This is a genomic window from Polaromonas sp. YR568, assembly GCF_943372955.1.
Lineage (GTDB): Bacteria > Pseudomonadota > Gammaproteobacteria > Burkholderiales > Burkholderiaceae_C > Polaromonas.
The window spans coordinates 136,042-162,501 of the sequence record NZ_CALSAL010000002.1 but is presented as its reverse complement, the minus strand read 5'-3'; the positions used below and the strand labels follow the sequence as shown (position 1 = coordinate 162,501).

At 63.2% G+C, this 26,460-nt stretch carries 25 protein-coding genes; 5 read left to right on the top strand and 20 right to left on the bottom strand.

The genetic code is table 11. From position 1 onward, the window contains the following. Positions 1–367: 367 nt before the first annotated feature. Together AAG793_RS06680 and AAG793_RS06675 are read right to left on the bottom strand one after the other, a co-directional pair. Complete coding sequence (locus AAG793_RS06680) at positions 368–871, bottom strand: DUF2062 domain-containing protein (protein WP_341905877.1); 504 nt, start codon at positions 869–871, stop codon at positions 368–370. Continuing rightward, complete coding sequence (locus AAG793_RS06675; RefSeq protein WP_341905874.1) at positions 868–999, bottom strand: hypothetical protein; 132 nt, start codon at positions 997–999, stop codon at positions 868–870. The genes AAG793_RS06680 and AAG793_RS06675 overlap by 4 nt, the downstream gene beginning before the upstream one ends. Before the next feature lie 109 nt (positions 1,000–1,108). Here AAG793_RS06675 and AAG793_RS06670 point away from each other — a divergent pair, with 109 nt between their 5' ends. After that, positions 1,109–2,101 (top strand): TerC family protein, encoded by a 993-nt coding sequence (locus AAG793_RS06670; RefSeq protein WP_341905870.1) that lies wholly within the window; start codon positions 1,109–1,111, stop codon positions 2,099–2,101. Between the two features lie 20 nt (positions 2,102–2,121). On the opposite strand, the gene AAG793_RS06665 is transcribed toward AAG793_RS06670, so the two are convergent. Then, positions 2,122–3,006, bottom strand: coding sequence for a LysR family transcriptional regulator (locus AAG793_RS06665; RefSeq protein WP_341905866.1), 885 nt, complete (start codon positions 3,004–3,006; stop codon positions 2,122–2,124). A gap of 215 nt (positions 3,007–3,221) precedes the next feature. On the opposite strand from AAG793_RS06665, the gene AAG793_RS06660 reads away from it, so the two are divergent. After that, a complete protein-coding gene (locus AAG793_RS06660) occupies positions 3,222–3,524 on the top strand; it encodes a zf-TFIIB domain-containing protein (protein WP_341905863.1) in 303 nt (100 codons plus the stop codon). A gap of 83 nt (positions 3,525–3,607) precedes the next feature. Here AAG793_RS06660 and AAG793_RS06655 read toward each other — a convergent pair whose 3' ends face one another. Continuing rightward, positions 3,608–4,591 carry an inositol monophosphatase family protein gene (locus AAG793_RS06655; protein ID WP_341905860.1) on the bottom strand — a complete coding sequence of 328 codons (984 nt, stop codon included), beginning with the start codon at positions 4,589–4,591 and terminating at the stop codon, positions 3,608–3,610. Between the two features lie 146 nt (positions 4,592–4,737). Between AAG793_RS06655 and AAG793_RS06650 the strand changes: the two genes are divergently transcribed. After that, complete coding sequence (locus AAG793_RS06650; RefSeq protein WP_341905857.1) at positions 4,738–5,499, top strand: RNA methyltransferase; 762 nt, start codon at positions 4,738–4,740, stop codon at positions 5,497–5,499. Between the two features lie 46 nt (positions 5,500–5,545). Here AAG793_RS06650 and AAG793_RS06645 read toward each other — a convergent pair whose 3' ends face one another. Beyond that, entirely contained in the window at positions 5,546–6,136 is a 591-nt protein-coding gene (locus AAG793_RS06645) for a cyclic nucleotide-binding domain-containing protein (RefSeq protein ID WP_341905855.1), read from the bottom strand. A gap of 167 nt (positions 6,137–6,303) precedes the next feature. Here AAG793_RS06645 and cysE point away from each other — a divergent pair, with 167 nt between their 5' ends. Beyond that, positions 6,304–7,083 carry a serine O-acetyltransferase gene (gene cysE / locus AAG793_RS06640; protein ID WP_341905852.1) on the top strand — a complete coding sequence of 260 codons (780 nt, stop codon included), beginning with the start codon at positions 6,304–6,306 and terminating at the stop codon, positions 7,081–7,083. 43 nt (positions 7,084–7,126) lie between these two features. Here cysE and AAG793_RS06635 read toward each other — a convergent pair whose 3' ends face one another. The 3 genes from AAG793_RS06635 to yjgA are packed head-to-tail and all read right to left on the bottom strand — an operon-like array spanning position 7,127 to position 9,641. After that, positions 7,127–8,407, bottom strand: a complete 1,281-nt coding sequence (locus AAG793_RS06635; protein ID WP_341905851.1) for an amidase — start codon at positions 8,405–8,407, stop codon at positions 7,127–7,129. Next, entirely contained in the window at positions 8,404–9,015 is a 612-nt protein-coding gene (mog, locus tag AAG793_RS06630; RefSeq protein WP_341905849.1) for a molybdopterin adenylyltransferase, read from the bottom strand. Before mog ends, AAG793_RS06635 begins: the two co-directional genes overlap by 4 nt. Continuing rightward, entirely contained in the window at positions 9,012–9,641 is a 630-nt protein-coding gene (gene yjgA / locus AAG793_RS06625) for a ribosome biogenesis factor YjgA (protein WP_341905847.1), read from the bottom strand. The genes mog and yjgA overlap by 4 nt, the downstream gene beginning before the upstream one ends. Before the next feature lie 106 nt (positions 9,642–9,747). Here yjgA and pmbA point away from each other — a divergent pair, with 106 nt between their 5' ends. Then, positions 9,748–11,109, top strand: coding sequence for a metalloprotease PmbA (gene pmbA / locus AAG793_RS06620; RefSeq protein WP_341907631.1), 1,362 nt, complete (start codon positions 9,748–9,750; stop codon positions 11,107–11,109). A gap of 155 nt (positions 11,110–11,264) precedes the next feature. On the opposite strand, the gene AAG793_RS06615 is transcribed toward pmbA, so the two are convergent. The 12 genes from AAG793_RS06615 to AAG793_RS06560 form a co-directional block, all read right to left on the bottom strand. Further along, the gene (locus tag AAG793_RS06615; protein ID WP_341905844.1) at positions 11,265–11,711 is read right to left on the bottom strand and encodes a GatB/YqeY domain-containing protein; all 447 of its coding nucleotides are present in this window, start codon (positions 11,709–11,711) and stop codon (positions 11,265–11,267) included. Between the two features lie 111 nt (positions 11,712–11,822). Beyond that, positions 11,823–12,035: a 30S ribosomal protein S21 gene (gene rpsU / locus AAG793_RS06610; protein WP_007872347.1), complete on the bottom strand. Its 213-nt coding sequence runs from the start codon at positions 12,033–12,035 to the stop codon at positions 11,823–11,825. A gap of 324 nt (positions 12,036–12,359) precedes the next feature. After that, complete coding sequence (locus AAG793_RS06605) at positions 12,360–13,598, bottom strand: NAD(P)/FAD-dependent oxidoreductase (RefSeq protein ID WP_341905842.1); 1,239 nt, start codon at positions 13,596–13,598, stop codon at positions 12,360–12,362. 159 nt (positions 13,599–13,757) lie between these two features. After that, positions 13,758–14,534, bottom strand: coding sequence for a uroporphyrinogen-III C-methyltransferase (gene cobA / locus AAG793_RS06600; RefSeq protein WP_341905839.1), 777 nt, complete (start codon positions 14,532–14,534; stop codon positions 13,758–13,760). Beyond that, the gene (gene ybiB, locus AAG793_RS06595; RefSeq protein ID WP_341905836.1) at positions 14,531–15,448 is read right to left on the bottom strand and encodes a DNA-binding protein YbiB; all 918 of its coding nucleotides are present in this window, start codon (positions 15,446–15,448) and stop codon (positions 14,531–14,533) included. The genes cobA and ybiB overlap by 4 nt, the downstream gene beginning before the upstream one ends. A gap of 366 nt (positions 15,449–15,814) precedes the next feature. Beyond that, complete coding sequence (locus tag AAG793_RS06590) at positions 15,815–18,733, bottom strand: molybdopterin-dependent oxidoreductase (protein WP_341905833.1); 2,919 nt, start codon at positions 18,731–18,733, stop codon at positions 15,815–15,817. A 51-nt stretch (positions 18,734–18,784) separates the two neighbouring features. Further along, positions 18,785–19,207, bottom strand: a complete 423-nt coding sequence (nirD, locus tag AAG793_RS06585) for a nitrite reductase small subunit NirD (protein WP_341905830.1) — start codon at positions 19,205–19,207, stop codon at positions 18,785–18,787. A gap of 14 nt (positions 19,208–19,221) precedes the next feature. Then, a complete protein-coding gene (locus AAG793_RS06580; RefSeq protein WP_341905826.1) occupies positions 19,222–20,004 on the bottom strand; it encodes a type IV pili methyl-accepting chemotaxis transducer N-terminal domain-containing protein in 783 nt (260 codons plus the stop codon). 43 nt (positions 20,005–20,047) lie between these two features. After that, the gene (nirB, locus tag AAG793_RS06575) at positions 20,048–22,492 is read right to left on the bottom strand and encodes a nitrite reductase large subunit NirB (protein ID WP_341905823.1); all 2,445 of its coding nucleotides are present in this window, start codon (positions 22,490–22,492) and stop codon (positions 20,048–20,050) included. Between the two features lie 548 nt (positions 22,493–23,040). Beyond that, positions 23,041–23,853 carry an ABC transporter ATP-binding protein gene (locus AAG793_RS06570; protein ID WP_341905820.1) on the bottom strand — a complete coding sequence of 271 codons (813 nt, stop codon included), beginning with the start codon at positions 23,851–23,853 and terminating at the stop codon, positions 23,041–23,043. Positions 23,854–23,956: 103 nt separating this feature from the next. Beyond that, positions 23,957–24,946, bottom strand: a complete 990-nt coding sequence (gene ntrB / locus AAG793_RS06565; protein WP_341905817.1) for a nitrate ABC transporter permease — start codon at positions 24,944–24,946, stop codon at positions 23,957–23,959. A 46-nt stretch (positions 24,947–24,992) separates the two neighbouring features. Beyond that, positions 24,993–26,249 carry a CmpA/NrtA family ABC transporter substrate-binding protein gene (locus AAG793_RS06560; RefSeq protein WP_341905814.1) on the bottom strand — a complete coding sequence of 419 codons (1,257 nt, stop codon included), beginning with the start codon at positions 26,247–26,249 and terminating at the stop codon, positions 24,993–24,995. Positions 26,250–26,460: the final 211 nt, after the last annotated feature.

Here is a 26,460-nt window from a genome sequence, read left to right as displayed (position 1 = left end):
TCATGCGGGGCGTCTCAAGTTGACGGCAAAGTGCGCCCAAGTGCGACGTCAAATTCGTATCGCATCTGTAGCTCAGTTCCCGGAAAATAGGCCAAAAAGTGCGCTTTACAGGGGGAAGCTTCTTGTCACCTACATGATGCGCCATCATCGGCGTGTGGGGGGAGGCTGCCGGCTTCACCATGTCCTTGGCGAGGTCCCTGGCTTTGCCCGAATTCTTGTCATCAGCCATGGATTGGTGGGGTATTTTTCTGGCCTGTCAGCGGTTGCGTCCTGCATTATCGATGGCAAGCCAGATGCGGGAATCCGCGACCCGTGCGGGACGGGTCAACCCATGTGGACCCGCCGTCTTTCGGTCACCAAAACGGCCTCAACGGCGCGCACGCCGCTTCATCCAGACGCGAAGGCGCCAGACCAGTTTGACCACGACGTAGCCGACGGCGGCGCCGCCGACCGCAAACAGGCCCATGCCCAGCACGGTGGGCCAGCCAAACTCTGCCAGCCACGATGGTGCGCCCTCACTGACTTGCACGGAAGGGCCCACAAACAGCGAGCCAGCCTGGTAGGCAAGCCAGAGCCAGAAGCCGATGGTGAATGGGTTGGTCACCATGGTCATGGCGGCAGCGACCGGGATGTTGGCGCGCCACAAGCTGCAATGGGCCGCTGCCGCCAGAATTTGTGCGAACGGAATCACAAAGGCCCAGAAGATGCCCACGGCGACGCCACGGGCCACGGCCTCGTGCTGGAGCCGCCACAGCTGGGGATGAAGCAGCCGGTTCGCGACTGGCTTGAGCCACGGGTGTGCGGCCAATGCGTCGCGATTGGGCATGGCCTCGTTGAGCCGGGCCCGCCAATCCTTGGGTTGACCTGTCATGCCAGGCAGCCTTTCTGTTTCAAATCCATGCCGTATTGTCGCCTGCGGCGGAATACCAGAGTCAGGAAAAAGCTCAAAAATATTCTTGTTTTTTCGAAGTTAAATGATAAATCAATCAGCATAAACATGGTGTTATTTGATTAAACTTGCGGCAACGCGTGCAGCGAGCCTTAGGCTGCTGCACACATGCGCACCCCCGCACGGCGGGTGACTGATTTCAAACTTGCAAGGCTGATCATGGAAACAATTGCTCCCCTTTGGCTTTGGGCCATCTTTGTCGTGATCGTACTGGTGTCGCTCTTCATCGACTTTGTGGTGCTCAAAAAACAGGGCGCACAGGGTGTTGGCGTGAAACAGGCGCTCAACTGGTCGCTGGTCTGGATTGCGCTCAGCTTCCTGTTCAACTGCCTGTTCTGGTGGGCGGTCAGAGACACCACCGGCTCGGTCGAAATCGCCAACACCAAATCGCTGGAGTTCCTCACGGGCTACCTGATCGAGAAGTCGCTGGCGGTCGACAACATCTTCGTCTTCCTGTTGATCTTCACCTACTTCGCTGTCCCTCCGGAGTTCCAGAAACGGGTGCTGATGATCGGGATCGTCGGCGCCATCGTCCTGCGCACCATCATGATTCTGGTGGGTGGCTGGCTGCTGGCCGAGTTCCACTGGATCCTGTATGTGTTCGGCGGTTTCCTGATCCTCACGGGTGTGAAGATGTGGCTGGCTGCCGGCCAGGAGCCCGACCTGGATGACAACCCGGCCCTGAAACTGCTGCGCAAGGTGCTGCCGGTGAGCAAGAACTACGATGGCGAGAAGTTCTGGACGGTTGAAAACGGCAAGAAAATCGCCACCCCGCTGTTCATGGTGATCTGCCTGATTGCGCTCACCGATGTGATCTTCGCGGTCGACTCTATCCCTGCCATTTTTGCCATCACCAGCGACCCGTTCATTGTTCTGACCAGCAACGTGTTTGCCATCCTGGGCTTGCGGGCCATGTACTTCCTGCTGGCTGCGGTCGCCGAGAAGTTCCACCTGCTCAACTACGGACTGGCCATCATTCTGGTGTTCATCGGCACCAAGATGTGCCTGATCGATGTGTACAAGATTCCAGTGGGCGTATCGCTGGGCGTGGTGGTGGGCATCCTGGCAGCAACCATGTGGCTGAGCGTTCGCAGCGCAAAGCCCCAGTCTGGAGCCGAGGTCACTGCCGCGTCCAAAGACCCAGTTCAGTGACGCAGCGCCTGACTGGCCTCTCAGAGCGCTGGTTGCAGCAGGCGCTGCACCAGCGGATGGAGCACTTTCTTTTCGGTGCCAATCGCAAAGAAGAACTCTGTCACCCCAGGGCAGGAGCCCAGCCGCTGCACCGCATAGTGGGCCAGCAGATCGTCATGCACCCACTCTGCCGCCGGGAACAGGCCCATACCGCTGGCGCCAAAGGTCTTGAGCAGCGCGCTGTCTTCAAACTCGCCCACGATGCGCGGCCGGATGGCATGCTGCTCGAACCAGTGGTCGATGCGCGTGCGCACGGCCGTCTGCGCGGTGGGCAACAGCAGGGGCATCCTGGAAAGGCTGTGGGGGAAATCTTCCGCGGCGGCCTTGACCATGTCGGCGGTGCCGTACCAGGCGATGTTGGATGAGCCCATGCGATGGCTGTAGAGCTTGATGTTCGGGTTGGCTGGCGCAGGGCGGTCGGACAGCACGAGGTCCAGCCGATGCAGGGCCAGATCGCCCAGCAGGTCGTCGAACTCCCCTTCATGGCACAACAGGCGCAGGTGCTGTTCGGTCACGACAGGCTGCATCAGGCGGCGCACCACCAGCTTCGGAAGGCCATCTGAGATGCCGACCGCTAGGCGCACAGCCGGTGTACTTTCTGCATCGCGAACCAGGTCCGGAAGCTTTTCGCCCAGCTGGAAAATCAGATCGGCCTGCTGCAGAGCGACCAGCCCTGCATCGGTCAGGGCTAGCCCGCGACCGGCCGGTTTGAGCAGTGAATGGCCGAGCGAGCGTTCCAGCTCACGCACCTGTGCGCTGACCGTCTGGACAGCCATGTCCAGCTTGTCGGCCGCACGCGAGATGCCGCCTTCCTTCGCCACGACCCAGAAATAGTAGAGGTGCTTGTAGTTGAAGGGCGTGCTCATGGTCAGATACGTTGAATCAGGTTTTCTGTGACTGCATTGAGCAAATTATCTGTTTTTCCGGAGGTGGTCTTTTTCCGGATCCTGCATCGCCGTGCGGGCCGTGAGGTCGACAAGTGATTGCGGCAGATGCGCCACAGCTGACAACATCCAATGAACTTACGGCCCCTCAAGCACTCAGTAAGAGGTACTTTGCAACACATCTCAAGGAGGTTTTCATGAAATGTCCCACCTGTCCCGACACCACCCTGACGATGAGTGAGCGGCAAGGCGTCGAAATTGACTACTGCCCCAGTTGCCGCGGGATCTGGCTTGACAGAGGCGAGCTGGACAAATTGCTGGAGCGGGCGACTTCCGCCGCCGCTGCGCCTGCCCCACAGGCACCCGCAGCGGTACAGGCGCCTGCGGGCTCCATGGCCCCCAGAGGCCGGCACCCTGACTTCGAGGATTCGGATTACCGCAGTGGGCAGCGCTACTACCAGAGTCGCAAGCGCTCCTGGCTGCACGATATCTTCGACTGAAGCGCGCCTGGTGTTATCCGGCGCGATGATTGTTCACGATAACTGTTCGCGGTGACTGCGCACCGCTGGTGCCCGGCAGAGGGTCAGAACGGCGCGTCGGGCAGCGGTGTTTCGGGTGCGTTGGGCGACTCCGGTGAGTCAGCCTTCACGCGACGGGACTTCAACGTTGCTTTAGCTGGCGGTGCGGATTCGGCATCGGCAGCAGGCGCGTTGTGGCTGTCCTGCACGGCCTGCCGCACCACGGCCTTGTCGCCAGCGCCGGCAAACTTGCTGTACTTGCCCAGGCTGGCCACCATCTGGCCGTAAATGCGCGGGTTGGCGGCGAGGCACTCGCCGTGGTCCATGAAATCGGCTTCACCAGTGAAGTTGCCAATCAGGCCACCTGCTTCGGTGACCAGCAGCGAGCCGGCGGCGACGTCCCAAGGCTTGAGGCCGCTCTCAAAAAATCCGTCGCTGTAGCCTGCGGCCACGTAGGCCAGATCGAGTGCGGCCGCGCCCGGTCGGCGCACGCCGGCGCACTGGCTCATCACTTCGCCCAGCATGTTCAGATAGGTCTTGAGTTTGTCGCCCGGCCGGTAGGGAAAGCCGGTGGAGATCAGGCATTCCTGCAGGCGGGTGCGTTTGGCCACGCGGATGCGGCGGTCGTTCAGGTAGGCGCCGCGCCCTTTGGTGGCGCAGAAGATGTCGTTGCGGGTGGGGTCGTACACCACGGCCTGTTCGATCTTGCCCTTCACGCTCAGCGCAATGCTGACGCAATAGACCGGAAAGCCGTGGATGAAGTTGGTGGTGCCGTCCAGCGGATCGATGATCCACACGAAGTCGGAATCCTTGGCGCCATGCTCGCTGCCGGATTCTTCGGCCAGGATGCCGTGGCCGGGGTAGGCGGTGAGCAGCGTTTCGATGATGGCGGCTTCTGCGGCCTGGTCGATCTCGGTGACGAAATCGTTGGTCTGCTTGACCGAGATGCGGACCGACTCCACATCCAGCGCGGCGCGGTTGATGATGGCGCCTGCGGCGCGCGCAGCCTTGATGGCCACGTTGAGCATGGGGTGGAGATTGCTGGACATAAAAGATAAGAAAGAGCGGGCAGAGCTGCGTGGCCGCTCAATAGCGGGGCAGGACGGTGTCAAGCGACAATAACGCCATTTTACCGGCTCCGCGCTGCCTGCCACCCGCTCAGTGGCCCCGGCCAGAAATCCCGTATGAATCCCGCATGAAAACCCGTTTTGTCCTGATCCACACCAGCCATGCCGGCAATGTGGGCGCCACCGCCCGCGCCATGAAAACCATGGGTTTTGATGATCTGGTGCTGGTGGCGCCGCGCTGGGCCAATGTGCTCAACCGGGAGGAAACCATCCAGCGGGCCAGCGGCGCGCTCGATGTGCTGAAAAACGCCCGCATCGTGCCCACGCTGGATGAGGCGCTGGACGGCATGACGCATCTTTGCGCTACCGCGATGACGCCGCGTGATTTTGGTCCTCCGACACGCGCGCCGCGGGATCACTTCGCGCAGTTGCTGTCAGCGCCTGAAGGGCCGGACGCCGCTGCCCGGCCGGAGTCTGTGGCTTTCCTGTTCGGCTCCGAGCGCTTCGGCATGCAGAACGACGATGTCTACCGCTGCCATGTAGCGCTCAGCATCCCGACCGATCCGTGTTTTGGCTCGCTCAATCTGGCGGCAGCTGTGCAGCTGATTGCCTATGACTGGCGGCAGGCGCTGGGCGGGTTCGCGGTGCAGTCGGCGACCTCCCCACCCGCGCAGGCCGATGCGGCTGCAGTGGCGGCCATGCTGCGCCACTGGGAAGAGGCGCTGGTCGCAGTGGATTTTCTGGACCCTGCGGCTCCCAAGAAACTGATGCCGCGCCTGAACCAGCTGTTCAACCGCGCCAGCCTGAGCCCGGAGGAGATTCACATCCTGCGGGGCGTGGCCAAGGCCATGCTGCAGAAAGCGGCTGTTGCCGAGCCGCCCAAAGCGTGACGGCCTGCGGGATACTGCCAGCCGGTGGTGTCAGAGCATCACCGACTCAGAACATCAACGGGTTGTCAGGCAGCGCAGGTGCAGCAGGCCGCGACGGCGCGCCGGCAGGTGTCATGCCAAGTTCCTCTTCCAGCTTGAGGTTGACCTGCGCCATCAGGCGAAGCTTGCGGTTGCTGGCACGCAGACGGCGTGAGGTGCGTTGCAGCAGCGTCACCAGCAGCTTGCAGGCCGCCGCCGGCTCGTGGGCGATGAGTTGAGTCAGGGCGTCCTTGTCGAGCACCGCGACATCCATGTCGGTCGACGCGGTGACGGTGGCTGAACGCATTTCGCCGTCCAGCAGCCCCATCTCGCCGATGATCTGGCCCGCCGACACCATGCCAAACACCAGCGCATCGGCGCGCTTGAGGCCTTCACTGTGCACCACGCCTTCGCCGCGCAGCACCAGCAGCATGTAGTTGCTGTTCGACGCCCCTTCCTGAACCAGTACTGCGTCCCGTTTGACCGAGACGGTGTGCATGCGCCGCACGATGATGAGGGCCTCTTCCAGCCCCAGCTCGACCAGGCCGTTGTGTGAAACCAGCAGCCTGGCGACATCCGTGTGACTCCATTTCGCCTGGTCAGTGGAACGGGCATCCATCGTGGTTTCCTTTGGTGAGAATTCCGAAATCGGCAATTCCTTCGTTATAGCCCAAAAGAATGGCCGCGAATGGCTGCAGTTGTCAGTTCTGTCTGACTTTCATGAGTGTCAATAGGGCGGTGATCCGGGCGTCGGCAGAACACGCCCCGTGCCGGTAGACTCTGCGCATGTTCTCCCGACTCCGCTCTGACATTCAATGCATTCTTGACCGGGATCCGGCCGCGCGCACGGCGTGGGAAGTGCTGACCTGCTACCCCGGTCTGCATGCGGTGGTGCTGCACCGCCGCGCCCACTGGTGCTGGAACCATGGCTTCAAGTGGCTGGGGCGATTCATCTCGCACGTCACGCGTGGACTGACCGGCATTGAAATTCACCCGGGCGCGAAGATTGGCGAGCGGGTGTTTTTCGACCATGCAATGGGTGTCGTGGTCGGCGAAACCGCCGAGATCGGCGACGGCTGCACGATTTACCAGGGTGTGACGCTGGGCGGTACCTCGCTCTACAAGGGCGCCAAACGCCACCCGACGCTGGGCCGTGATGTGGTGGTGGGCGCCGGTGCGCAGGTGCTGGGTGGCTTCACTGTCGGCGACGGCGCGCGCGTGGGGTCGAACGCGGTTGTGGTCAAGCCGGTGCCAGCAGGCGCCACGGCGGTGGGCAATCCGGCGCGCATCATCCAGGCCGATGCGGACGTGAAGCGCGAAGAGGCGGCCAGCCAGATGGGCTTTTCGGCCTACGGTATCACCCAGAACGACGACCCGCTGTCGCAGGCCATGCGCGGCCTGATTGACAACGCGGCCGGGCAGGAACACCAGATTTCGCTGCTCTGGCAGGCGATTGAAAAGCTTTCCAGCCAGCAGGCCCACAGCACCAAAGATTGCGTGCCGACCGATGCCGCGCTGAAAGAGACCTTTCAGGCCGACAAACTGAATCAGCTGGTGGGTAAGTAGCAGGCCGCAGGCACCTCAATGCGGGTGCCCGGCCGTCGTAGCGTCAACGCTTCAGTGCGGCTTCGAGAAACGCAGCGACTTGAAGGCACATCGCATCGGTGCGCACACCGGTGATGACCTGCAGCCCCATCGGCAAACCGTTCACACCCACTGCTCCGGGCACATTGATGCAGGGCACGCCCAGCAGTGTCCAGGCCCGGTTGAAGCTGGATGCCCCCGTGCTGCCATAGCCGGCCGGTGCTTCGTCAGGTGCGCTGGGCGTCATCACGGCATCCCACGGCGCCATCCATGCCAGCAGATCGTGACGCGCCTGGGTGGCCAGTTGATGAGCGGCCTCGTAGGCCTGTGGCGTGATGTCGCGTGCAGCCAGCAGGTAGTTGCGCAGGATGGGTGACAAGGCCTCGGCATGCTCGTCCACCTCGCGCGAGAGCGCGCGCCAGACTTCATAGCCCTGAATGACGTCCTGCGCCTCGAAAACGTCCCGCATCCAGCCAGGCAGCGTGATGCGCTGGACTGTTGCGCCAGCTACTTCCAGTGCGCGGCAACCCTGGTCCAGTGCCTTGCGCGCACTGGGTGTGACTTCGCCCCAAGGGTAGGCATCCGGCACGCCGATCACCCAGGGCCTGGTGCGGGGTGTGGCGCCATCCAGTTGCAGTGTGTGACCGCTGACCGCTTCGGAAAACCAAGCCACGTCGTCCACGCTGTTGGCAAACAGCCCCACGGTGTCGAGCGACCACGAGAAGCATTTGAAGCCGGGCGTGGGCAGCAGGCCAAAGCTGGGTTTGAACCCGACCACGCCGCAGTAAGACGCGGGGCGCACGATGGAGCCACCGGTCTGGGTGCCAATCGCCAGCGGTACCAGGCCTGCCGCCACAGCGGCCGCCGAGCCGGCCGACGAACCACCGGGCGTATGGCCCGGTGCGCGGGGGTTGTGGGTGGCTGTCGGGTTCAGAAAAGCGAACTCGGTGGTGGTGGTCTTCCCAATGACGAGACCGCCCGCACGGCGGATGGCACTGACCATGGCGGCATCGCTGCGTGCCGGGCCGGTGTACAGCGCCGAGCCATAGACAGTGGGCAGGTCGCGAGTGTCGAAGATGTCCTTGACGCCCACTGGCACACCTTGCAGCGGCCCGATGCCGCTGGCCTGCATGGCGCCCAGTTGCTGGAGCGCTGTGGGCAGCTCCAGGCAGGCGGTGAATGCACCCACGCTGGATTGGCTGGCCTGAATGCGGTCCAGCGTCTGGCGAATTTCATCGCTGGCCTGCAGGCTGCCTTCAGCGATCCGGGCTGCAGTGTTTCTGGCGGAGTTTGCAGCGGTGTTCATGCGGGAAAGGTGCGAATCGCTGTCTTGGGGCGGAAGGCCTTGCAAACGGCGGCATCGGTTTCAAGGTAGGGGCCGCCAATCAGATCGATGCAGTACGGCACGGCGGCGAAGATGCCGGGCACCACAGATTCGCCGGCCTCGTTCTTAAGGCCTTCCAGCGTTTCTGCAATCGACTTCGGCTGGCCGGGCAGGTTGAGGATCAGGCTCTTGTCCCGGATCACCGCGCACTGGCGCGAAAGAATGGCCGTGGGCACAAACTTCAAGCTGATCTGGCGCATCTGCTCACCGAAGCCGGGCATTTCCTTGTGGGCCACAGCCTGCGTGGCTTCGGGCGTCACGTCGCGCAGGGCGGGGCCGGTGCCGCCGGTGGTGAGTACTAGCGAACAGCCGGCGTCGACCAGCTCGATCAGTGTGGCGCTGATGCGCGCCTGTTCGTCGGGGATCAGGCGTTCTTCAAAAGTGAGCGGATTGCGCAAGGCGCGGGTCAACCATTCCTTGAGGGCGGGCAGGCCTTTGTCCACATACACACCGGTAGAGGCGCGGTCGCTCACTGAGACGATGCCGATTCTGACGGCATCAAACGGGTTGTTGTTCATCGTTGCAGTCATGCCGGGTCTGGTGGCTCTGTTGGTTCGCGGGTGTCGGTGTCCTGCATGGCGTGGCGGACCAGCTGGAAGATTTCGCGGTAGGACTTGCCGTGGCGCGGTGCCTCGCCCGGCTTCTCGGGCTTGGCATCCTTGCGGGCCTGCCGGATCAGCGCGCGCAGCTGCTGCGAGTCGGTGTCGGGGTGTTCTGCAAGCCAGGCACTGAGAGCGTCGTCGTCAGCAATCAGTCTGTCGCGCCACTGCTCGGCCAAGTGCAGGGCCAGCGTCAGTTCTGCCGAACCGTTGAGCTGTTCGTTGATGGCCTCGCGGATCGGCTCCGGGTCGAGCGGGCGCATCAGCTTGCCGATGTACTGCATCTGGCGGCGTTTGCCTTCAAAGTTGGTGATGCGTTTCGCATCGGCAATCGCATCGCGCAGTTTTTCAGGCAGATCGAGGCGCGCCATCAGGTCGGCGCGCAGGGTCAGTAGCGCTTCGCCGAGCGCCTGTTTTTCGTCGGCCTCTGCCTTGAGCTGGGTCTTGCTGGGCGGGCCTACCGACTCCAGTGCGATTTCCTCTGGCTTGATGAATCGGCCGTTGGACCAATAGCCCTTGATGGCCTTGGGAATCGCCTTCGTGGTTTTGTTGTTCATGTCAGTCAGTATCATAGCTACCCATATGACCTCCAAAGCGACCTCCCCAGAGACATCCCGCGTGTCCCCGCGTTCGGCCAGCACCTCACACGCCGCACCACGGACCGTGTCACGCCAGCCGGAGTCCGGCTTCAGCTACCACCGCGATTTCTTTGAGGACCTCGTTGACACCGCGCTCAACCACGCGAAGAAGCTCGGCGCCACCGATGCGGCCGCTGAAGCGTCTGAAGGCTGCGGCCTGTCGGTGAGCGTGCGCAAGGGCGAGTTGGAGAATGTCGAGCGAAACCGCGACAAGTCGCTGGGCATCACCGTGTACATCGGCAAGAAGCGCGGTAATGCGGCCACCAGTGATTTCTCCACCGCCGCCATTCAACAGACCGTCAAGGCTGCGTACGACATCGCCCGCTTCACGGCGGAAGACGACACCTCCGGCCTGCCCGATGACCGCGATATTGCCCGCCAGCACCCGGCGCTGGATTTGTTTCACCCTTGGGCCATCACCTCTGAAGAGGCCGCCCAACTGGCGCTGCAATGCGAGTCGGCAGCCCTGGGCACCAGCCGCCTGATCACCAACAGCGAAGGTGCGGGCGTGTCGGCCCAGCAAAGCCATTTTTTCAGTGCTCACACCAAAGGCTTTCGCGGTGGCTATGCCAGCTCGCGCCACAGCATCTCGGTGGCACCGATAGCCGGCAAGGGCGACCAGATGCAGCGCGACGCCTGGTACAGCTCCATGCGCGATGCGACCGAGCTGGCACGGCCTGAAGCCGTGGGCCGCTACGCCGCAGAGCGTGCACTGGCACGGCTCAAGAGCCGCAAGATCCCGACGACCGAATGCCCGGTACTGTTCGAGTCCCCACTGGCTGCTGGCCTGCTGGGCGGCTTTGTGCAGGCGGTGAGCGGTGGGGCGCTGTACCGCAAAAGCACCTTTTTGCTGAACAGCCTGGGCAAGCCGGCGTTTCCGAAGCACATCGACATCGTGGAGGACCCGCACCTGCGCAAAGGCAAGGGCAGTGCGCCGTTTGACGAAGAGGGCGTGAAAACCCAGGCGCGCAAGGTGGTGGACGCTGGCCGGGTGGCAGGCTACTTCCTCAGCACCTATTCAGCCCGCAAGCTGGGTATGCGCACCACCGGCAATGCTGGTGGTTCGCACAATCTCACGCTCACCAGCCGGCACACCCGCGCCGGCGACGATCTTGAAGCCATGCTGCGCAAACTGGGTCGCGGCCTGTTCGTCACCGAGCTGATGGGGCAGGGCGTGAACTACGTGACGGGCGACTACTCGCGCGGCGCGTCGGGCTTCTGGGTCGAGAACGGCCGCATCGCTTTCCCGGTGGAGGAAATCACGATTGCTGGCAACCTCAAAGACATGCTGATGGGCATTGAGGCGGTGGGCGCTGATGCCTACAACTATGGCGCGAAGACCGTCGGGTCCATCCTGGTGAACCGGATGAAGGTGGCGGGGTCTTGATCTGACCCCCACGGTCGTTCGCTTCGCGTAACTCCCTGCCCCCAGAGGGGACCGTCCGCCTGTGGTCCGGCTAAGCCGGTTTCACGGCTCCGCTGGTGCAGACACAGGCCACTGCAATCCGCCGTGGGGGCGGGCGGCGCTTGGGTTTCGCTTTTTCAGCCAGCCAGAGCAGCCTTTACCGCAGCGGATACCTGCCCCATGTCGGCTTTGCCAGCCAACTTGGCCTTGACGGCGCCCATCACCTTGCCCATGTCGCCCGGACCGCTGGCGCCTACTTCTGCGACGATGGCCTTGACGGCGGCGGTGACTTCTTCGGCGCTCAGGCGTGCTGGCAGGTAGGCCTGCAGCACCGTGAGTTCGGCGGCTTCCTTGTCGGCCAGGTCCTTGCGCTCGGCTTTCTGGAAGGCTTCGAGCGAGTCCTTGCGCTGCTTGATCAGCTTGTCGACGATGGCGACGACGGCCGCGTCGTCCAGCACCACGCGTTCATCAACCTCTTTTTGCTTCAGGGCGGCGAGCAGCAGGCGGATGGTGCCCAGGCGCTCCGAGTCCTTGGCGCGCATGGCGGTTTTCATGTCTTCGGTGATCTGGTCTTTGAGGGACATTGCGTGCTCCTGAGGCGGCGGATGGGTGTGGAAAGAAGAGGTCTGAAAAATGAAAAAGCCCGCAGAGCGTCCTCGTGCGGGCTTTTTGTTGCCGTGAGGCAGGACTGAAAATCAGTACAGCTTCTTGGGCAACTGCATCGAGCGGATACGCTTGTAGTTGCGCTTGACGGCGGCTGCCTTCTTGCGCTTGCGCTCGGCGGTGGGCTTCTCGTAGAACTCGCGCGCACGCAGGTCTGTCAGCAGGCCGAGTTTTTCGATGGTGCGCTTGAAGCGGCGCAGAGCCACATCAAATGGCTCGTTGTCTTTTACACGAATGGTGGTCATTGATGAATTGATCCAAAAGGGTGCGCCGTTGATGATCTGATCAGGATCAGGCCAGACGCGGGTTTGCTAGCAAAGCCTGAGATTATAGCACCCCCACGCTCCCCACTTCGTGTGGTTCGCTGCCCCCCGAGGGGGCCGTCCGCCTGTGGCCCGGCAAAGCCGGGTCCACGGCTCCGCTGGTGAGGGCAAAGCCGCTGCCTCTCCCGAGGTGCCCCTGCTTGTGTGAAGGGTCCGGATTGCGCAAACCAGCAGGTGCCGCGGGGCTGGCTTTGCCAGACCGCAGGCGCCGCCCCCCGAGGGGGGAACAGGCTACACGCAGTGAGCCTAGACGGGGGTGGTGGTTAAAGCCTGGGCGCAGGCGTGTGCACTTGCCCACGCCCACTGGAAGTTGTAACCGCCCAGCCAGCCGGTCACGTCGACCACTTCGCCGATGAAATAGAGGCCTTTTTGCTTCGATTCCATCGTCTGTGAAGATAAATCGCGCGTATCGACCCCGCCCACCGTGACTTCGGCCTTGCGGTAGCCTTCGGAGCCATTTGGCAGCAGCGTCCAGTCGGCCAGTTGCCCGGCCAGGCTTTGCAGGGACTTGTCGGTCGCGTCGCAGATCGGGCGTTGCAGTGCCGGGTTTTGCGCTGTCCAGGTGTCTGCCAGCCGGTTGGGCACCAGGCTGGCCAGCTCGTTGGCGATCAGCTTTTTGGAGGTGGCCTTGGCCCGCAGCAGCAGGGTGGGCAGGTCCACCCCCGGCGCCAAGTTGATGTGGATGGGCTGGCCTTCCTGCCAGAAGCTGGAAATCTGCAGCACCGCCGGCCCGCTGAGGCCGCGATGGGTGAAGAGCAGGTCTTCCGCGAACACCACCGCCTTCTTGCGGTGTTTGGGCGTGGCGTCAGCCGGACAGGTGTCGATCAGCACCGGCAGGGCGAGCCCGGCCAACTGGGCGTAAGGCAGCCAGGCTTCGGCGTCGAAGGTGAGCGGCACCAGCGCAGGGCGGGGTGTGACCATGCGCAGCCCGAACTGCTGAGCAATGCGGTAGCCGAAATCAGTGGCGCCGATCTTGGGGATCGAAAGGCCTCCCGTGGCAATCACCAGTTGCGGTGTGCTGATGAGGCCGCGGTCGCTGTCGATGCGGTAGAGCGGCGCGTCGGCATCGCTGGTACTGGACACATCCCGCACCTGGCAGGGCTGCCAGCGGGTGACCCCTCCGGTATCGCACTCTGCCAGCAGCATGTTGATGATGTCCTCCGCCGAGCGGTCGCAAAACAGCTGCCCCTTGTGCTTTTCATGAAACGGAATCTGGTGCCGTTGCAGCAGGGCGATGAAGTCCTGCGGTGTGTAGCGCGACAGGGCCGAGCGGCAAAAGTGCGGGTTCTCGCCAAGAAAGTTGACCGGCGTGGTGCCGATGTTGGTGAAGTTGCAGCGCCCGCCGCCCGAGATACGGATTTTCTCGGCCACCTTCTCGCTGTGGTCGAGCAGCAGCACCTTCAGCCCGCGCTGACCCGCCTGCGCGGCACAAAAAAGACCGGCCGCACCAGCGCCGATGACCACGGCGTCAAAGTGATGGGTCAAGCACGGCTCCAGTGTGGCCCGATGGCCATTTCGCGGTGCTGTTCAGCAGGGAGTGGGGTGTCCGCGACAAGCTTCATGGCGGGGTGTTTCTTCGGCGTGGCAAAGCCGAAAGTGTAGCCCCGCGTTTGATGCCGGCCCTGTGGCTGGCATGCTCCGGATTCAGGCGACCCGCGCGTTCTTTGAGGCGTCAGGATGTGCTGCAGCCAGCGCCACGCCGCTGATGACATCACCCACGACGATCACCGAGGGGCTGGCCAAGCCTGCCTGCTTGATGGCTTGCGCGAGTTCACCCAGCGTGGTGGTGATGTGACGCTGCGACGGCAGCGATGCGCTCTGGACCACCGCCACCAGGGTGGTGGCGGGCAGCCCGGTCAGCAGATCGGACTGAATGCGCTCGGCACCGCTCACGCCCATGTAGATCACCAGCGTCAAACGGGCGCTGTGTGCTGTGGCGGCCAGTGCGCGCCAGTCGGTGCCTTCGTCGCCGGGTTTGGCGTGGCCAGTGACGAAGACTACGCCGTGGGCATGTTCACGGTGGGTGAGCGGCACGCCGAGCGACGTGACGGCCGCCAGCCCGGAGGTGATGCCGTTGATGACCTCCACCGCAATGCCTGCAGCGCGCAGGTGTTCGACTTCTTCGCCGCCCCGGCCAAAGATGAACGGGTCGCCGCCCTTGAGGCGCACCACCGATTCGCCTTCGCGGGCGGCCATCAGCATGAGTTTTTCAATGAAGGCCTGCGGCGTGGATTTGCAGCCACCGCGCTTGCCCACATGCACGATGCGCGCACCGGCCGGCGCGAAGGCCACGATCTCGTCGCTCACGAGATCATCGACCAGCAGCACCGAGGCGCTCTGGATTGCCTTGAGCGCCTTGAGTGTGAGTAGTTCCGGGTCGCCGGGACCTGCACCGACGAGAGTGACTTTTCCGTGGTTCATGGTGTGATTGTGATCTGCGATGCGAGATGCAAGATGTGTTCCACCTGCCTTGCAATCGGGGCGGGTACGGGCTGCTCGCCGGCCAGCACATCCTGAATGTAAGCCGCTGTGACAGCGGCGTCCACGGTGCGAGGCAGGTCGGGCACCGATGCGAGTGTGCCCGACTGTGTCTCTTGCAACAGGGTGCGTTGACCTGCCAGAAAACCGTCCATCTGCGGCATGCGGCGCGCATCGGCTACCACCTCGCCTTCGGTGCCGCGCAGCAGCAGGGCATCTGCACCGATTTGCTCGAAGGTGTGTGCCATCGACACCGCATATTCGGGGTGGGTGTAGCTGCTGACGATCAGGCTGCGGCCTGCGCAGGGGTTCATGATTTTCACCAGGCTGTGCGCCGGGTTGCGCAGGCCTACGGCGCGGCGCACGTCCAGCAGCCGTTTCAGCGCGGGCAGCAGCACTTCGGTGGGGACAAACTGCGCGGTGCCCGGCGCAATGGGCTGCACCGTGGTCTGCGCCGGAATGCCCAGTGCCAGCAGCACCTCGGAGGCAAACACCCGTGTCGATTCGGTGGGTGTGCCGTGCACCAGCACTGGCATGCCTTCACGTGCCAGCAGCAGGGCGAGCAGCGGTGTCAGCACAGGCAGCTTGCGCGCACCGTTGTAGCTGGGCAGCACTACAACAGGCTTGTCGCCAGCCGGCACTCTCTGAAGGCGCTGATGGATGGCATCGAGAAAGCCGGCCATTTCCTGCGGCGTCTCGCCCTTGATGCGCATGGCAAGACAAAAGCCGCCGATTTCGAGGTCGGTGACCTGGCCGTCAAGCACCTGGCCCAGCAGGTCTGCTGCCTGCTCGCGCGACAGGGCCCGTGCGCCGTCTTTGCCGCGGCCGATTTCCTTGATGTACTGACTGATTCCCATAAACAGATTATCGACTCCACGCTCCCCCCACTTCGTGTGGCTCCCTGTACGTGCCCACGCCTGAGGCGTGGGCTCTTCCTCCCGTCCAAACCTGCGCAGGCAGGTTTGGAGCCGCGGTCGTCAGCCCCTCGGGGGCCGTCCGCCTGTGGCCCGGCGAAGCCGGTTCCACGGCTCCACTGGTAAAGACACCGCCCCTGCGGTTGCCGAAAGGGTCCCCGCCTGTGGCCTAGCCCTTCAACAAGCTCGGGACTGGCCAAGGCCGGTTCCACGGCTCCGCTGGTGAAGACAAGATTCGTGGATGCCGCATAACATCCGTTCGCCCTGAGGTATGGAAGGGCATTTTCAAAGCAGGGGCCTGGCTGAGCCTCACGCCAGTTGCTTGATCGGAATCACCGTGCGCTCAGGTGTACCGGCCGTCTGGCCAGATGCGCTGCTGGCGGAGCGAATGCGGCGTTTCAGTTCAGGCACGCAGGAGCCGCAATTGGTGCCGCACTTCAATGCGTCTTGCAGTGAGGTGAGGCGTTCTTCGTCGGTGTCGAGATTACCTGCGCCACCCCCGCCTGTGCTGACTGTTGCCAGGTGCGCATCGATGGCGGTGTCACTGACGTTGAAGCAGGTGCATACCAGTTTGCCGCGCTCCTTCATGGAATCTGTCACCGCTGCCGGTGGCTTGGCGCCGGGCAGCAGCAGCAGGCGGCCGTAGGTCTGGGCGGGCAGCTCGTCCTTCAATAGCGTTTTGATCCAGGCCTGTGCGCTGGTGTCGCCGGCGAGCACAAAGCCGGCCAGCCGGGCTTGGTCGCTCTGGTCTTTGTTGCGCACCAGGCGCACGGTGCGCCGCTGGCCTTTCTTGTGGTCCACATAGCGCAGCGCATCGGCACCGTCCAGCCCCAGTACCTTCTCCAGCGACTGCAGCAGTGCATCGTCGGGGGCATCGTGGGCGGCCGCGCGGAAAAGCACGCCGGTGCGTTCCCGGTGGTGATCGTTCAAGGCGGTGTTGCTGGAAAAAGGCACGCAGCTGGTGAAGGGAAAAGCGGTCATCAGCGACTTGAGCTGTTCGCGTGCGGCCAAGGCGTCGCTGCCCGGCAGCCAGGCCATCGCCGTCAAGGTCCAGGGCATTTCAGCCTTGAGGATTTTCACTGCCGCATGTTTGAGCTCGGGCTGCTTGGAGGTCGGGCAGTAGGCCGATGTGGTGATGGCATTCACACCCGCCAAAGGCAGGCCGGTGCTGGATTGCCCGGCGAGGTACTCCGCGCCCCAGTGCATCGCGATGAAGGCCTGGCTGGCCGCCACTTCGGGCGACGACTGCACCGGCACCACGATGGAGCCGCGCTTGGACGTGACGTGCACCAGGTCGCCGTCCTTGAGCAGGCGGCGCGCCATGTCCTGCGCGTTCATCTGCACCGAAGGCTCGGGCACGTGGCCGAACAGGCGGCCCAGCGTGCCGGTGCGGCTCATGCCGTGCCACTGGTCGCGCAGACGGCCGGTGGTGAGCGAGAAGGGGAAACGCGATTCGCGTGGCTCGGCGACGGGCTTGTAGACCGTGTTCGCAAAGCGGGCCTTGCCGTCGGCAGTCGGAAACACGCCGTCTTCGTAGAGCCGCACCTTGCCCGCGGTCTCGCCGGATCTCATCGGCCACTGCAGCGGTGCCTGCTCCAGCAGCGTGTAGCTCATGCCGGTGATGTCGAGGTCGCGCCCGCGAGTCGATTCACGGTGCTCGTTCCAGATGACCTCGACGCCAGCGGTTTCGTCTTCGATCGGGTAGGGGAACAGCGTCTTGCTCGATGTGCTGCGAGAAGGCAGTTGCTTTTCCAGTCGCCGGGCGAAGTCCACTGCAATCGCCCAGTCGTGGCGCGTGGCGCCGGGGGCGGCGACAGCAGGGCGAACACGGCTGATGCGGCGTTCGCTGTTGGTCACGGTGCCGGTCTTTTCACCCCAAGTGGTGGCGGGCAGCAGCAGGTCGGCGTAGTCGCAGCTGGAGGTGGTGGCAAAGGCCTCCTGCACGATGACCAGCTCGGCACGCTCCATCGCGCGGCGCACCGTGGTCTGGTCGGGCATCGATTGCGCCGGGTTGGTGCAGGCGATCCACAGTGCCTTGATCTCGCCATCTGCAGCGGCCTGGAACATTTCCACTGCGGTTTTACCTGGCTTTTCCGGCACCGAGTCGACGCCCCACAGTGAAGCGATTTCTGCGCGGTGATCCGGATTGGCCATGTCACGGTGCGCGCTCAGCAGGCTGGCCAGGCCACCGACCTCGCGGCCGCCCATGGCGTTGGGTTGCCCGGTGAGCGAGAACGGGCCCGCGCCGGGTTTGCCAATCTGCGCGGTCGCCAGGTGCAGGTTGATCAACGCCGCATTTTTGGCGGTGCCGCTGCTCGACTGGTTCAGGCCCTGGCAATACAGGCTGAGTGTGGCCTTGGACGTGGCGAACATTTTTGCGGCGGCAAACAGATCGTCTTTTTTGATGCCGCAGGTCTCAGCCACCAGGTCGGGCGTGTAGTCGCGCACCGTGGCCTTCAGCGCCTCAAAGCCGGTGGTGTGGGCGGCGATCCAGGCGTTGTCGGTCCAGCCTTCCCACAGCATGATGTGCAGCAGGCCATTGAAGAGCGACACATCGGTGCCGGGCTGGATGGGCAGGTAGAGGTCGGCAATCTCGGCCGTGTCGGTGCGGCGCGGGTCGCAGAAGATGATCTGCAGGGCCGGGTTGGCAGCTTTGGCGTCTTCAATGCGGCGGAACAGTACCGGGTGCGCATAGGCGGTGTTGCTGCCGACGATGAAGATGCACTGCGCGTGGTTGACATCGTCATAGCAATTCGGCGGCGCGTCGGCGCCCAGCGTCTGTTTGTAGCCGGCCACCGCGCTGCTCATGCACAGGCGCGAGTTGGTGTCGACGTTGTTGGTGCCGATCAGCCCCTTGGCGAGCTTGTTGAAGACGTAATAGTCTTCGGTCAGCAACTGGCCGGAGATGTAGAAACCCACCGCATCAGGGCCGTGCTCGGTGATGATGCTGGCAAAGCGCTCGCTGGCAAAGCCGAGCGCGTGGTCCCAGCTGACGGGCTGCGGCGCTTCATGCCGCTTCAGCCGCTGCATCGGCTGCAGCAAGCGTGTGTGGCGAGTCACCTCGGCCGAGGCGGTGAGCGCCAGTGTCGAGCCCTTGGTGCACAGCCGGCCGAAGTTGGCCGGGTGGTCCGGGTCACCGCGCACACCGGTGATCTGGTCGCCCTGCGATTCGATGATCACGCCACAGCCCACACCGCAGTAGGGGCAGGTTGAGCGTGTTTCAGCCATGACCGACGCGCTCCGGGAAGGATGGGTCATGCACCTGAAGGGGGTTGAGGGTCATGCCGTATGCGGGGTCTGCACGTCGAAGGTCTGATCGTCCGCAGCGCCATGCGTGGCACCAGGGCCTGCGCGGGGTCGGGTCAGGTCGAGCGCCAGCGCGTTCAGCTCTGAGGCATCCAGAAACACCTGCCCGGCTTCCACCTTGCAGCTGAACTTCGGCGTGCAGCCCTCGTCGGGTGCCTTGGCGCAGCCGCCTTCCAGGTCAATCGTCCAGTTGTGCAGCGGGCAGGCCACGCTGTTGCCGAACACAATGCCCTGCGACAGCGGGCCGCCCTTGTGCGGGCAGCGGTCCAGCAGGGCGAACACGCCATCCTGGTCGTTGCGGAACACCGCCACATCCAGGCCCCGCGGGCGTGCCACGCGGCGCGAGCCGAGCACGGGGATGTCGGTCACCAGACAGATTTTTTTCCATTCACTCATGGTGGGCTCCTGTTTCAGCCGAGCACGCGGGCGTACATGCCGGTGACCCGGTCCATGACCTGCAGCAGGTTTTCACTGGTCACGAAGACATCGTTGGCGGCTTTGGCGCTGTTGACGCGGGCCTTCAGTGCGTTGTCGAAAAACATCCACTGGTGGTCGGCCAGCGCCAGCTCCTGCTTGATCTCCGGAGTGGCCTCCGGCGCATTGCGCAGCAGCTCCAGCGCTGGCACAAACTCGTCGCGGGCCTTGTTGATCTCGCGCTGACTCACGGCGCTGTCCACATTCCAGTTGCTGGCCAGATAGAACTGCGCCATGCGCTGCGACAACATGCGCTGGCGACCGGCCACGTTGACGAGCTTGGCGCCCGGCTTGCCGGCCTGCTGCTCAAACAGGCCGGTGCCCTTGTGCGCCAGGGCCAGTACCTTGCCGGCCTGGTCGAGCACTGCCTTGGCTTTGTCCTGCGAGGGTGCGGAGCCGACCAGCAGGCTTTTGTAGTCGGACCAGGCGGACTCCAGTAGCACATAGGTGTCGCGGGTGTCGCCGGGCGGTGCAAAGCTCTTGAGCTCCACTTGCTGCCGGTCAAACAGCGCCATCGACTGGTCCAGTACACGGCGGGCCGACTCGGTCTGGATGCCCTGGCCCATACCGAACCAGGCCTTGCCCATGCGCTGCGACAACATGCGCTGGCGCCCGGCCTTGTTGATGGCGTCGCCCAGCCCGGCCACCTGGGCATGGACCGGGGCCAGCGTGGCCAGTGCGAATCCGCAGAAGACGCGGCGTGAAAAGGAGGGGGTCATCGGTAGTTTCATGGTTGGAATACGGACTACGTTCAGGCTAAGTTCAGGCGGTGAGGGTGGAGAACTGCCGCGTGTCCACAGCCGCCTCTTTCAGCTCAAACCATGGATCGGGCTCACCGTCGAGCGCAAACTGCAGCCTCTCCCACAGCGCCTTGCGGCCTTCGTGGTCTTCGAGAATACGCTTCTTCACATAGTCGAGGCCGACGCGGTTCACGTAGTGCACGGTGCGCTCCAGGTACCAGCCCTCCTGGCGGTAAAGTTCGCAGAACGCGCCGGTGTACTCCAGCACTTCTGCCGCAGTCTTCAGCTTGGTCAGGAAGTGGGCCACCTCGGTCTTGATGCCGCCGTTGCCGGCGATGTACATCTCCCAGCCGCTGTCCACGCCGATGATGCCCACGTCCTTGATGCCTGACTCGGCACAGTTGCGCGGGCAGCCGCTCACGGCGAACTTCACCTTGTGCGGGGCGTACATGCGCCACATCGCGCGCTCCAGATCCTTGCCCATCTGCGTGCTGTCCTGCGTGCCCATGCGGCACCACTCGCTGCCCACACAAGTCTTCACGGTGCGCAGCGCCTTGGCGTAGGCGTGGCCGGAAGGCATGCCGATGTCCTTCCAGACGTTCTGCAGGTCTTCCTTTTTCACGCCCAGCAGGTCGATGCGCTGGCCGCCGGTGACCTTGACGGTCGGAATCTTGTACTTGTCGACGGCATCCGCAATGCGGCGCAGCTCGCTGGCCGTGGTTTCGCCGCCCCACATGCGCGGAATCACGCTGTAGGTGCCGTCTTTCTGGATGTTGGCGTGGCTGCGTTCGTTGATGAAGCGGCTTTGCGGGTCGTCCTTGGCTTCTTTGGGCCAGGTGCTGATGAGGTAATAGTTGACGGCCGGGCGACAGCTCGCGCAGCCGTTGAGCGTGCGCCAGTCCATGAACTTGTAGACCTCGGCAATGGTCAGCAGCTTGTTGGCGCGGATCGCATCGCGCACCGCCTGGTGGCCGTGGTCGGTGCAGCCGCACATGGCTTTCAGCTTGGGCGTGGCGGAGTAGTCACCGCCGGCGGTGAACATCAGAATCTGTTCAACCAGCCCGGTGCAGGAACCACACGACGCGCTGGCCTTGGTGTGCTTGCGGACCTCGTCCAGCGTGAACAGGCCTTTCTCCTTGATGGCCTTGCAGATGGTGCCCTTGTTCACCCCGTTACAGCCGCACACTTCGGCGTTGTCGGGCATGGATGCGGCCTTGTTGTGGCCCTCGTGGCCAGCGTCACCGATGTTGGACTCGCCAAACATCAGCTTGTCGCGGATGTCGGCCACGTTGCGGCCATCGCGCAGCAGCTTGAAGTAATAGCTGCCATCGACCGTGTCGCCGTAGAGGCAGGCGCCCACTAGCTTGTCGTCCTTGATGACCAGTTTTTTGTATACGCCGCCGAAGGGGTCGCTCATCACGATTTCCTCGGCGCCCTCGCTGCCCAGGAAGTCGCCGGCGCTGAACAGGTCGATGCCCGTGACCTTGAGCTTGGTCGAGGTCAGCGAGCCCTGGTAGCGGCCGATGCCGAACTGCGCCAGGTGGTTGGCTGCCACCTTGGCTTGCTCGAACAGCGGCGCCACCAGGCCGTAGGCAATGCCGCGGTGCGCGGCGCATTCGCCGACGCTGTAGATGCGCGCATCGGTCACGGTCTGCATGGTGTCGGTGACCACAATGCCCTTGTTGCAATGCAGGCGCATCGACTCGGCCAGCTGCGTGTTGGGGCGGATGCCGACCGCCATCACCACCAGGTCGGCGGGCAGCTCGGTGCCGTCCTTGAACTTGATGGCTTTCACGCGACCGTCCTCGCCACCGACAAGCTCTTGCGTTTGCGCGCCCATCAGGAACTTCAGGCCGCGGTCTTCGAGGGACTTCTGCAGCAGCTTGCCGGCGACGCTGTCGAGCTGGCGCTCCATCAGCGTGGGCATCACGTGGACCACGCTGACGTCCATGCCGCGCAGCATCAGGCCGTTGGCTGCTTCAAGGCCCAGCAGGCCACCGCCGATGACAACGGCCTTCTTGTATTTCTTGGCCGTTTCGATCATCTCGTTGGTGTCGGCGATGTCGCGGTAGGCAATCACGCCCTTCAGGTCCTTGCCCGGAATCGGCAATATGAAGGGGTTGGAGCCGGTGCACATCAGCAGGCGGTCGTATTCCGCTTCGGTGACGGCGCCTTCAGCGTCCACGGCGCGCACGATGCGTTTGATGCGGTCCACCTCCACCACCTTCTTGCCGGCGTGCAGGGTGATGTGGTTGTCGGTGTACCAGTCCCAGCTGTTGAGCACGATCTCGTCAAGCGTCTGCTCGCCTGCGAGCACCGGCGACAGCAGGATGCGGTTGTAGTTCGGGTGCGGCTCCGCACCGAACACGGTGATGTCGTACAGCTCGGGAGCGACCTTGAGTAGTTCCTCCAGCGTGCGGACGCCGGCCATGCCGTTGCCAATCATCACCAGTCTGGATTTCTTCATCATCAACCCCTCAAGCCGTTTGCAGAAACAAAAAAGGCGTCCGCACGGGGGAACAAACCGATTGAGCTTGTTCCTGCGTGGGGACGCCATCGTCCTGAAGATCCGATCCGTCATTGCACCGGATCTTCATGCTGCCAGCAACGGCAGCAATCAAAATAAAGCAAGGGATGTGCCAGTTGAGCTGGCTGGTATGGAATCAGAGGAAAAGTCTGTTCGCTCCCGGAGGAAGGTGATTAGCAGCTATCAAAAAAGAAGCATGCCAGATGCCGCAGGGTGCCTCTGTGGTGCACCTGTGCATCGATGTTGTGCGCTGCAGCAGCAAGCGCCTGGGCGCCTTCATGAAACCGGCCCCTCATTGCGTGCAGCGATGAGGGGCCGGTGTGTAGTTTCAAAGTCGGGTGATCAGACCTTGAGGGTCTGTTCAGCATCAGGCGCAGCTGGTTCAGATGAATTCAGTAGCAGCCATGCCGGTGTAGCGCATCACGCAGATGGCGACTGCCATGCCATCACCACGCCTGCGCTCAGGCGGCGTTCTCAGGGGACTTTTTTCAGGCCACTTTTTCGACGTGTGCCTGGCGTGTGTACAGGAAGTCGATGACGGCCTTGCGGTAGCCCAAATACCGGGTGCTTTCGGCCAGTGCCACGCGGTCACGCGGGCGAGGCAGGTCCACGCTCAGAATTTCGCCGATGGTCGCTGCCGGGCCGTTGGTCATCATCACGATGCGGTCTGACAGCAGCACGGCTTCGTCCACATCGTGGGTCACCATCACCACCGTGCTTTGGGTGGTGGCCACGATCTGTAGCAGCTCGTCCTGCAGCTTGGCGCGGGTCAGCGCGTCCAGCGCGCCGAAGGGCTCGTCGAGCAGCAGCACCTTGGGCTCCATCGACAGGGCGCGGGCAATGCCCACGCGCTGCTTCATGCCGCCCGAAATCTCGCCGGGGCGTTTCTGTGCGGCGGGGGTCAGGCCCACCATGGCCAGTGCGGCGTCGGTGCGGGCTTTGAGCTGGGCCTTGGTCTCGGTGGCGGAAAAAACCCGCTCCACCGCGAGGTAGACGTTTTCAAAGCAGGTCAGCCAGGGCAGCAGTGAGTGGTTCTGGAACACCACCGCGCGCTCCGGGCCGGGGCCCGAGATTTCACGATTGGCGCAGAGCAGGGTGCCTTGCGTCGGCGTGGTCAGGCCGGCGATCAGGTTCAGCAGGGTCGATTTTCCGCAACCGGAGTGCCCGATCAGCGCCACGAATTCCCCCTTGGCCACGCTCAGATCGATGTTGCGCAGTGCGCAGAACGGCCCCTTCTTGGTCTTGAAGGTCTGCTCGACGCCCTGGATCTCGATGTACTTGGTGCTGAAAGACTCGCTCATGATTGACTCCAGTTTTTTCAAGGACCACCGCGGAGCCGGCTTTGCCGGGCCGCTGGTGGTGCCCCCCTCGAGGGGGAGGCGCCGAAGGCGCTTCGGGGGGAATTCAGTTCTTGACTTCTTCGAAGGTGAAGGCGGTAGCCAGCTTGATCAGTGCAAACTCCAGCAGCAGGCCCACGATGCCGATCACAAAGATTGCGATGATGATGTTCTTGACGTTCAGGTTGTTCCACTCGTCCCACACCCAGAAGCCGATGCCGACGCCCCCCGTCAGCATCTCGGCCGCCACGATCACCAGCCATGCGGTGCCCACGGCCAGCCGCACGCCGGTCAGCATGTACGGCAGCACAGCGGGGAAGAGAATCTTGGTGACGATTTTCCATTCGCTCAGGTTCAGCACGCGGGCCACGTTCATGTAGTCCTGCGGCACACGCTGTACCCCTACTGCGGTGTTGATGATCATGGGCCAGATCGAGCAGATGAAGATGGTCCAGATGGCGGCCGGGTTGGCACCCTTGAACACCAGCAGGCCGATCGGCAGCCAGGCCAGCGGCGACACCGGACGCAGCAGGCTGATCAGCGGGTTGAACATGCGGCTGAGGAAAGTGAAGCGGCCGATCATGAAACCCAGCGGAATGCCGACCACTGCGGCCAGACCAAAACCCATGGCCACGCGTTGCAGCGAGCTCAGCACGTTCCACCCCACGCCCTGGTCATTGGGGCCCTTGCTGTAGAAGGGGTCGCTGAAGATGTCGACAGCCTGGATGAAGGTGTCCTTGGGTGAAGGGATGCTGGCCCCAGTGCCCATGGAAACCAGCTCCCACACCAGCACCAGCAGGCCGATGCCGAGAAGCGGTGGCAACAAGGCCAGCCAGAGGAATGAAACGTCTCGCGCAGGCCTTACCACCACCGGCGCTGCAGCAGCAGGCGTGGCGACGGCCTTCACGGGCTCGCCAACGTCGCCAATCGCAGATGCACCCTTCGCCAGGGCACTGGCGCTCACGGTGCTCATCGTGGCGCGCTCGTTGGTACGCTCGTCGATGCGTGCCGCCGGCAAAGCGGCTTCAAGCGGGGAGTGAAACACAGCACTGACCATGGCGTCACCTCTTTCATAAAACGATTCATCACTGAGGGGCGGGGGCTCAGGCGCGAACCTTGAAGCCGTCGGCGTACTTCCTGGGGTCCTTGCCGTCCCACACCACGCCGTCGATCATCTTGCTGGTGCGCATCACGTCCTTTGGTACCGGCGTTTTGCTAGCGGTGGCGGCCTGTTTGTAGATGTCGATCTGGTTGATCTGCTTGGCGATGCCCAGGTAGTCGGGGTGGTCCTTGATCAGGCCCCAGCGCTTGTGCTGCGTCAGGAACCACATGCCGTCGGACAGGTAGGGGAAGGTGGCCGCGCCATCGTTGTAGAACTTCATGTGGTTCGGGTCGTCCCAGGTCTTGCCCAGACCGTTCTGATAGCGGCCCAGGATACGCTGGTTGATGGCGTCCACGCTGGTGTTCACATAGCTCTTGTCGGCCACGGTTTCGGCCATCTTCATCTTGTTCTGCAGGCCGGTGTCAATCCAGCGGCCGGCTTCCAGAATGGCGGCGGTCACGGCGCGTGCCGTGTTGGGGTATTTCTTGACGAACTCGGCCGTCGTGCCCAGGGTCTTCTCAGGGTGGTCTTTCCAGATGTCCTGCGTGGTCACCGCGGTGATGCCGATGCCGTCCATGATGGCGCGGTGGCCCCAGGGCTCGCCGACGCAGAAGCCGTCCATGTTGCCCACGCGCATGTTGGCCACCATCTGCGGCGGAGGCACCACGATGGCCTTGGCGTCCTTGAAGGGGTTGATGCCAGCGCTGGCCAGCCAGTAGTAGAGCCACATGGCGTGCGTGCCGGTGGGGAAGGTCTGCGCAAAGGTGTACTCACGCTTTTCCTTGGCCATCAGGGTGGCTAGAGAGGCCGCATCCACAGCGCCCTTGTCTGCCAGCTTCTTGCTCAGGGTAATGGCCTGACCGTTGTTGTTCAGGCTCATCAGCACGGCCATGTCCTTCTTGGGGCCGCTGGTGCCCATGTGGACACCGTAGATCAGGCCGTACAGCACATGGGCCATGTCTAGTTCGCCATTGACCAGCTTGTCGCGCACGCCAGCCCACGAGGCTTCTTTCGACGGAATGATCTTCACGCCGTATTTCTGGTCAATGCCCAGCACGGAAGCCATCACCACGCTGGCGCAGTCGGTCAGCGGAATGAAGCCGATCTTCACTTCCTTCTTTTCCGGTGCATCCGAGCCGGCTGCCCAGGCGCCGCCGGAGCCCGCGCTGGTGAGCAGCGTGGCGGCACTGACAGCGCCAGCTTTTTTGATGAAGTCGCGGCGGGCGGGTGCCAAAGGACCTGAAGACTGCAATGCCATGTTGAACTCCCTGATTGACGAAATGACAAGCTGAAAAACAAAAACGGCGACCATCTTTCACCCGCGCAGGCAGGTAACTGATGGACGCCGTTGTCCGGAGAAGTCCCCGAGAGGACTCGTTGCTGAACCGCCATTGGTTCTGCTTGAGCTCCGAGTAAGCAGAAACCGTGCCACTAATTTTTAGTCTCTTGAGCTACAACTTTTTCTTTTC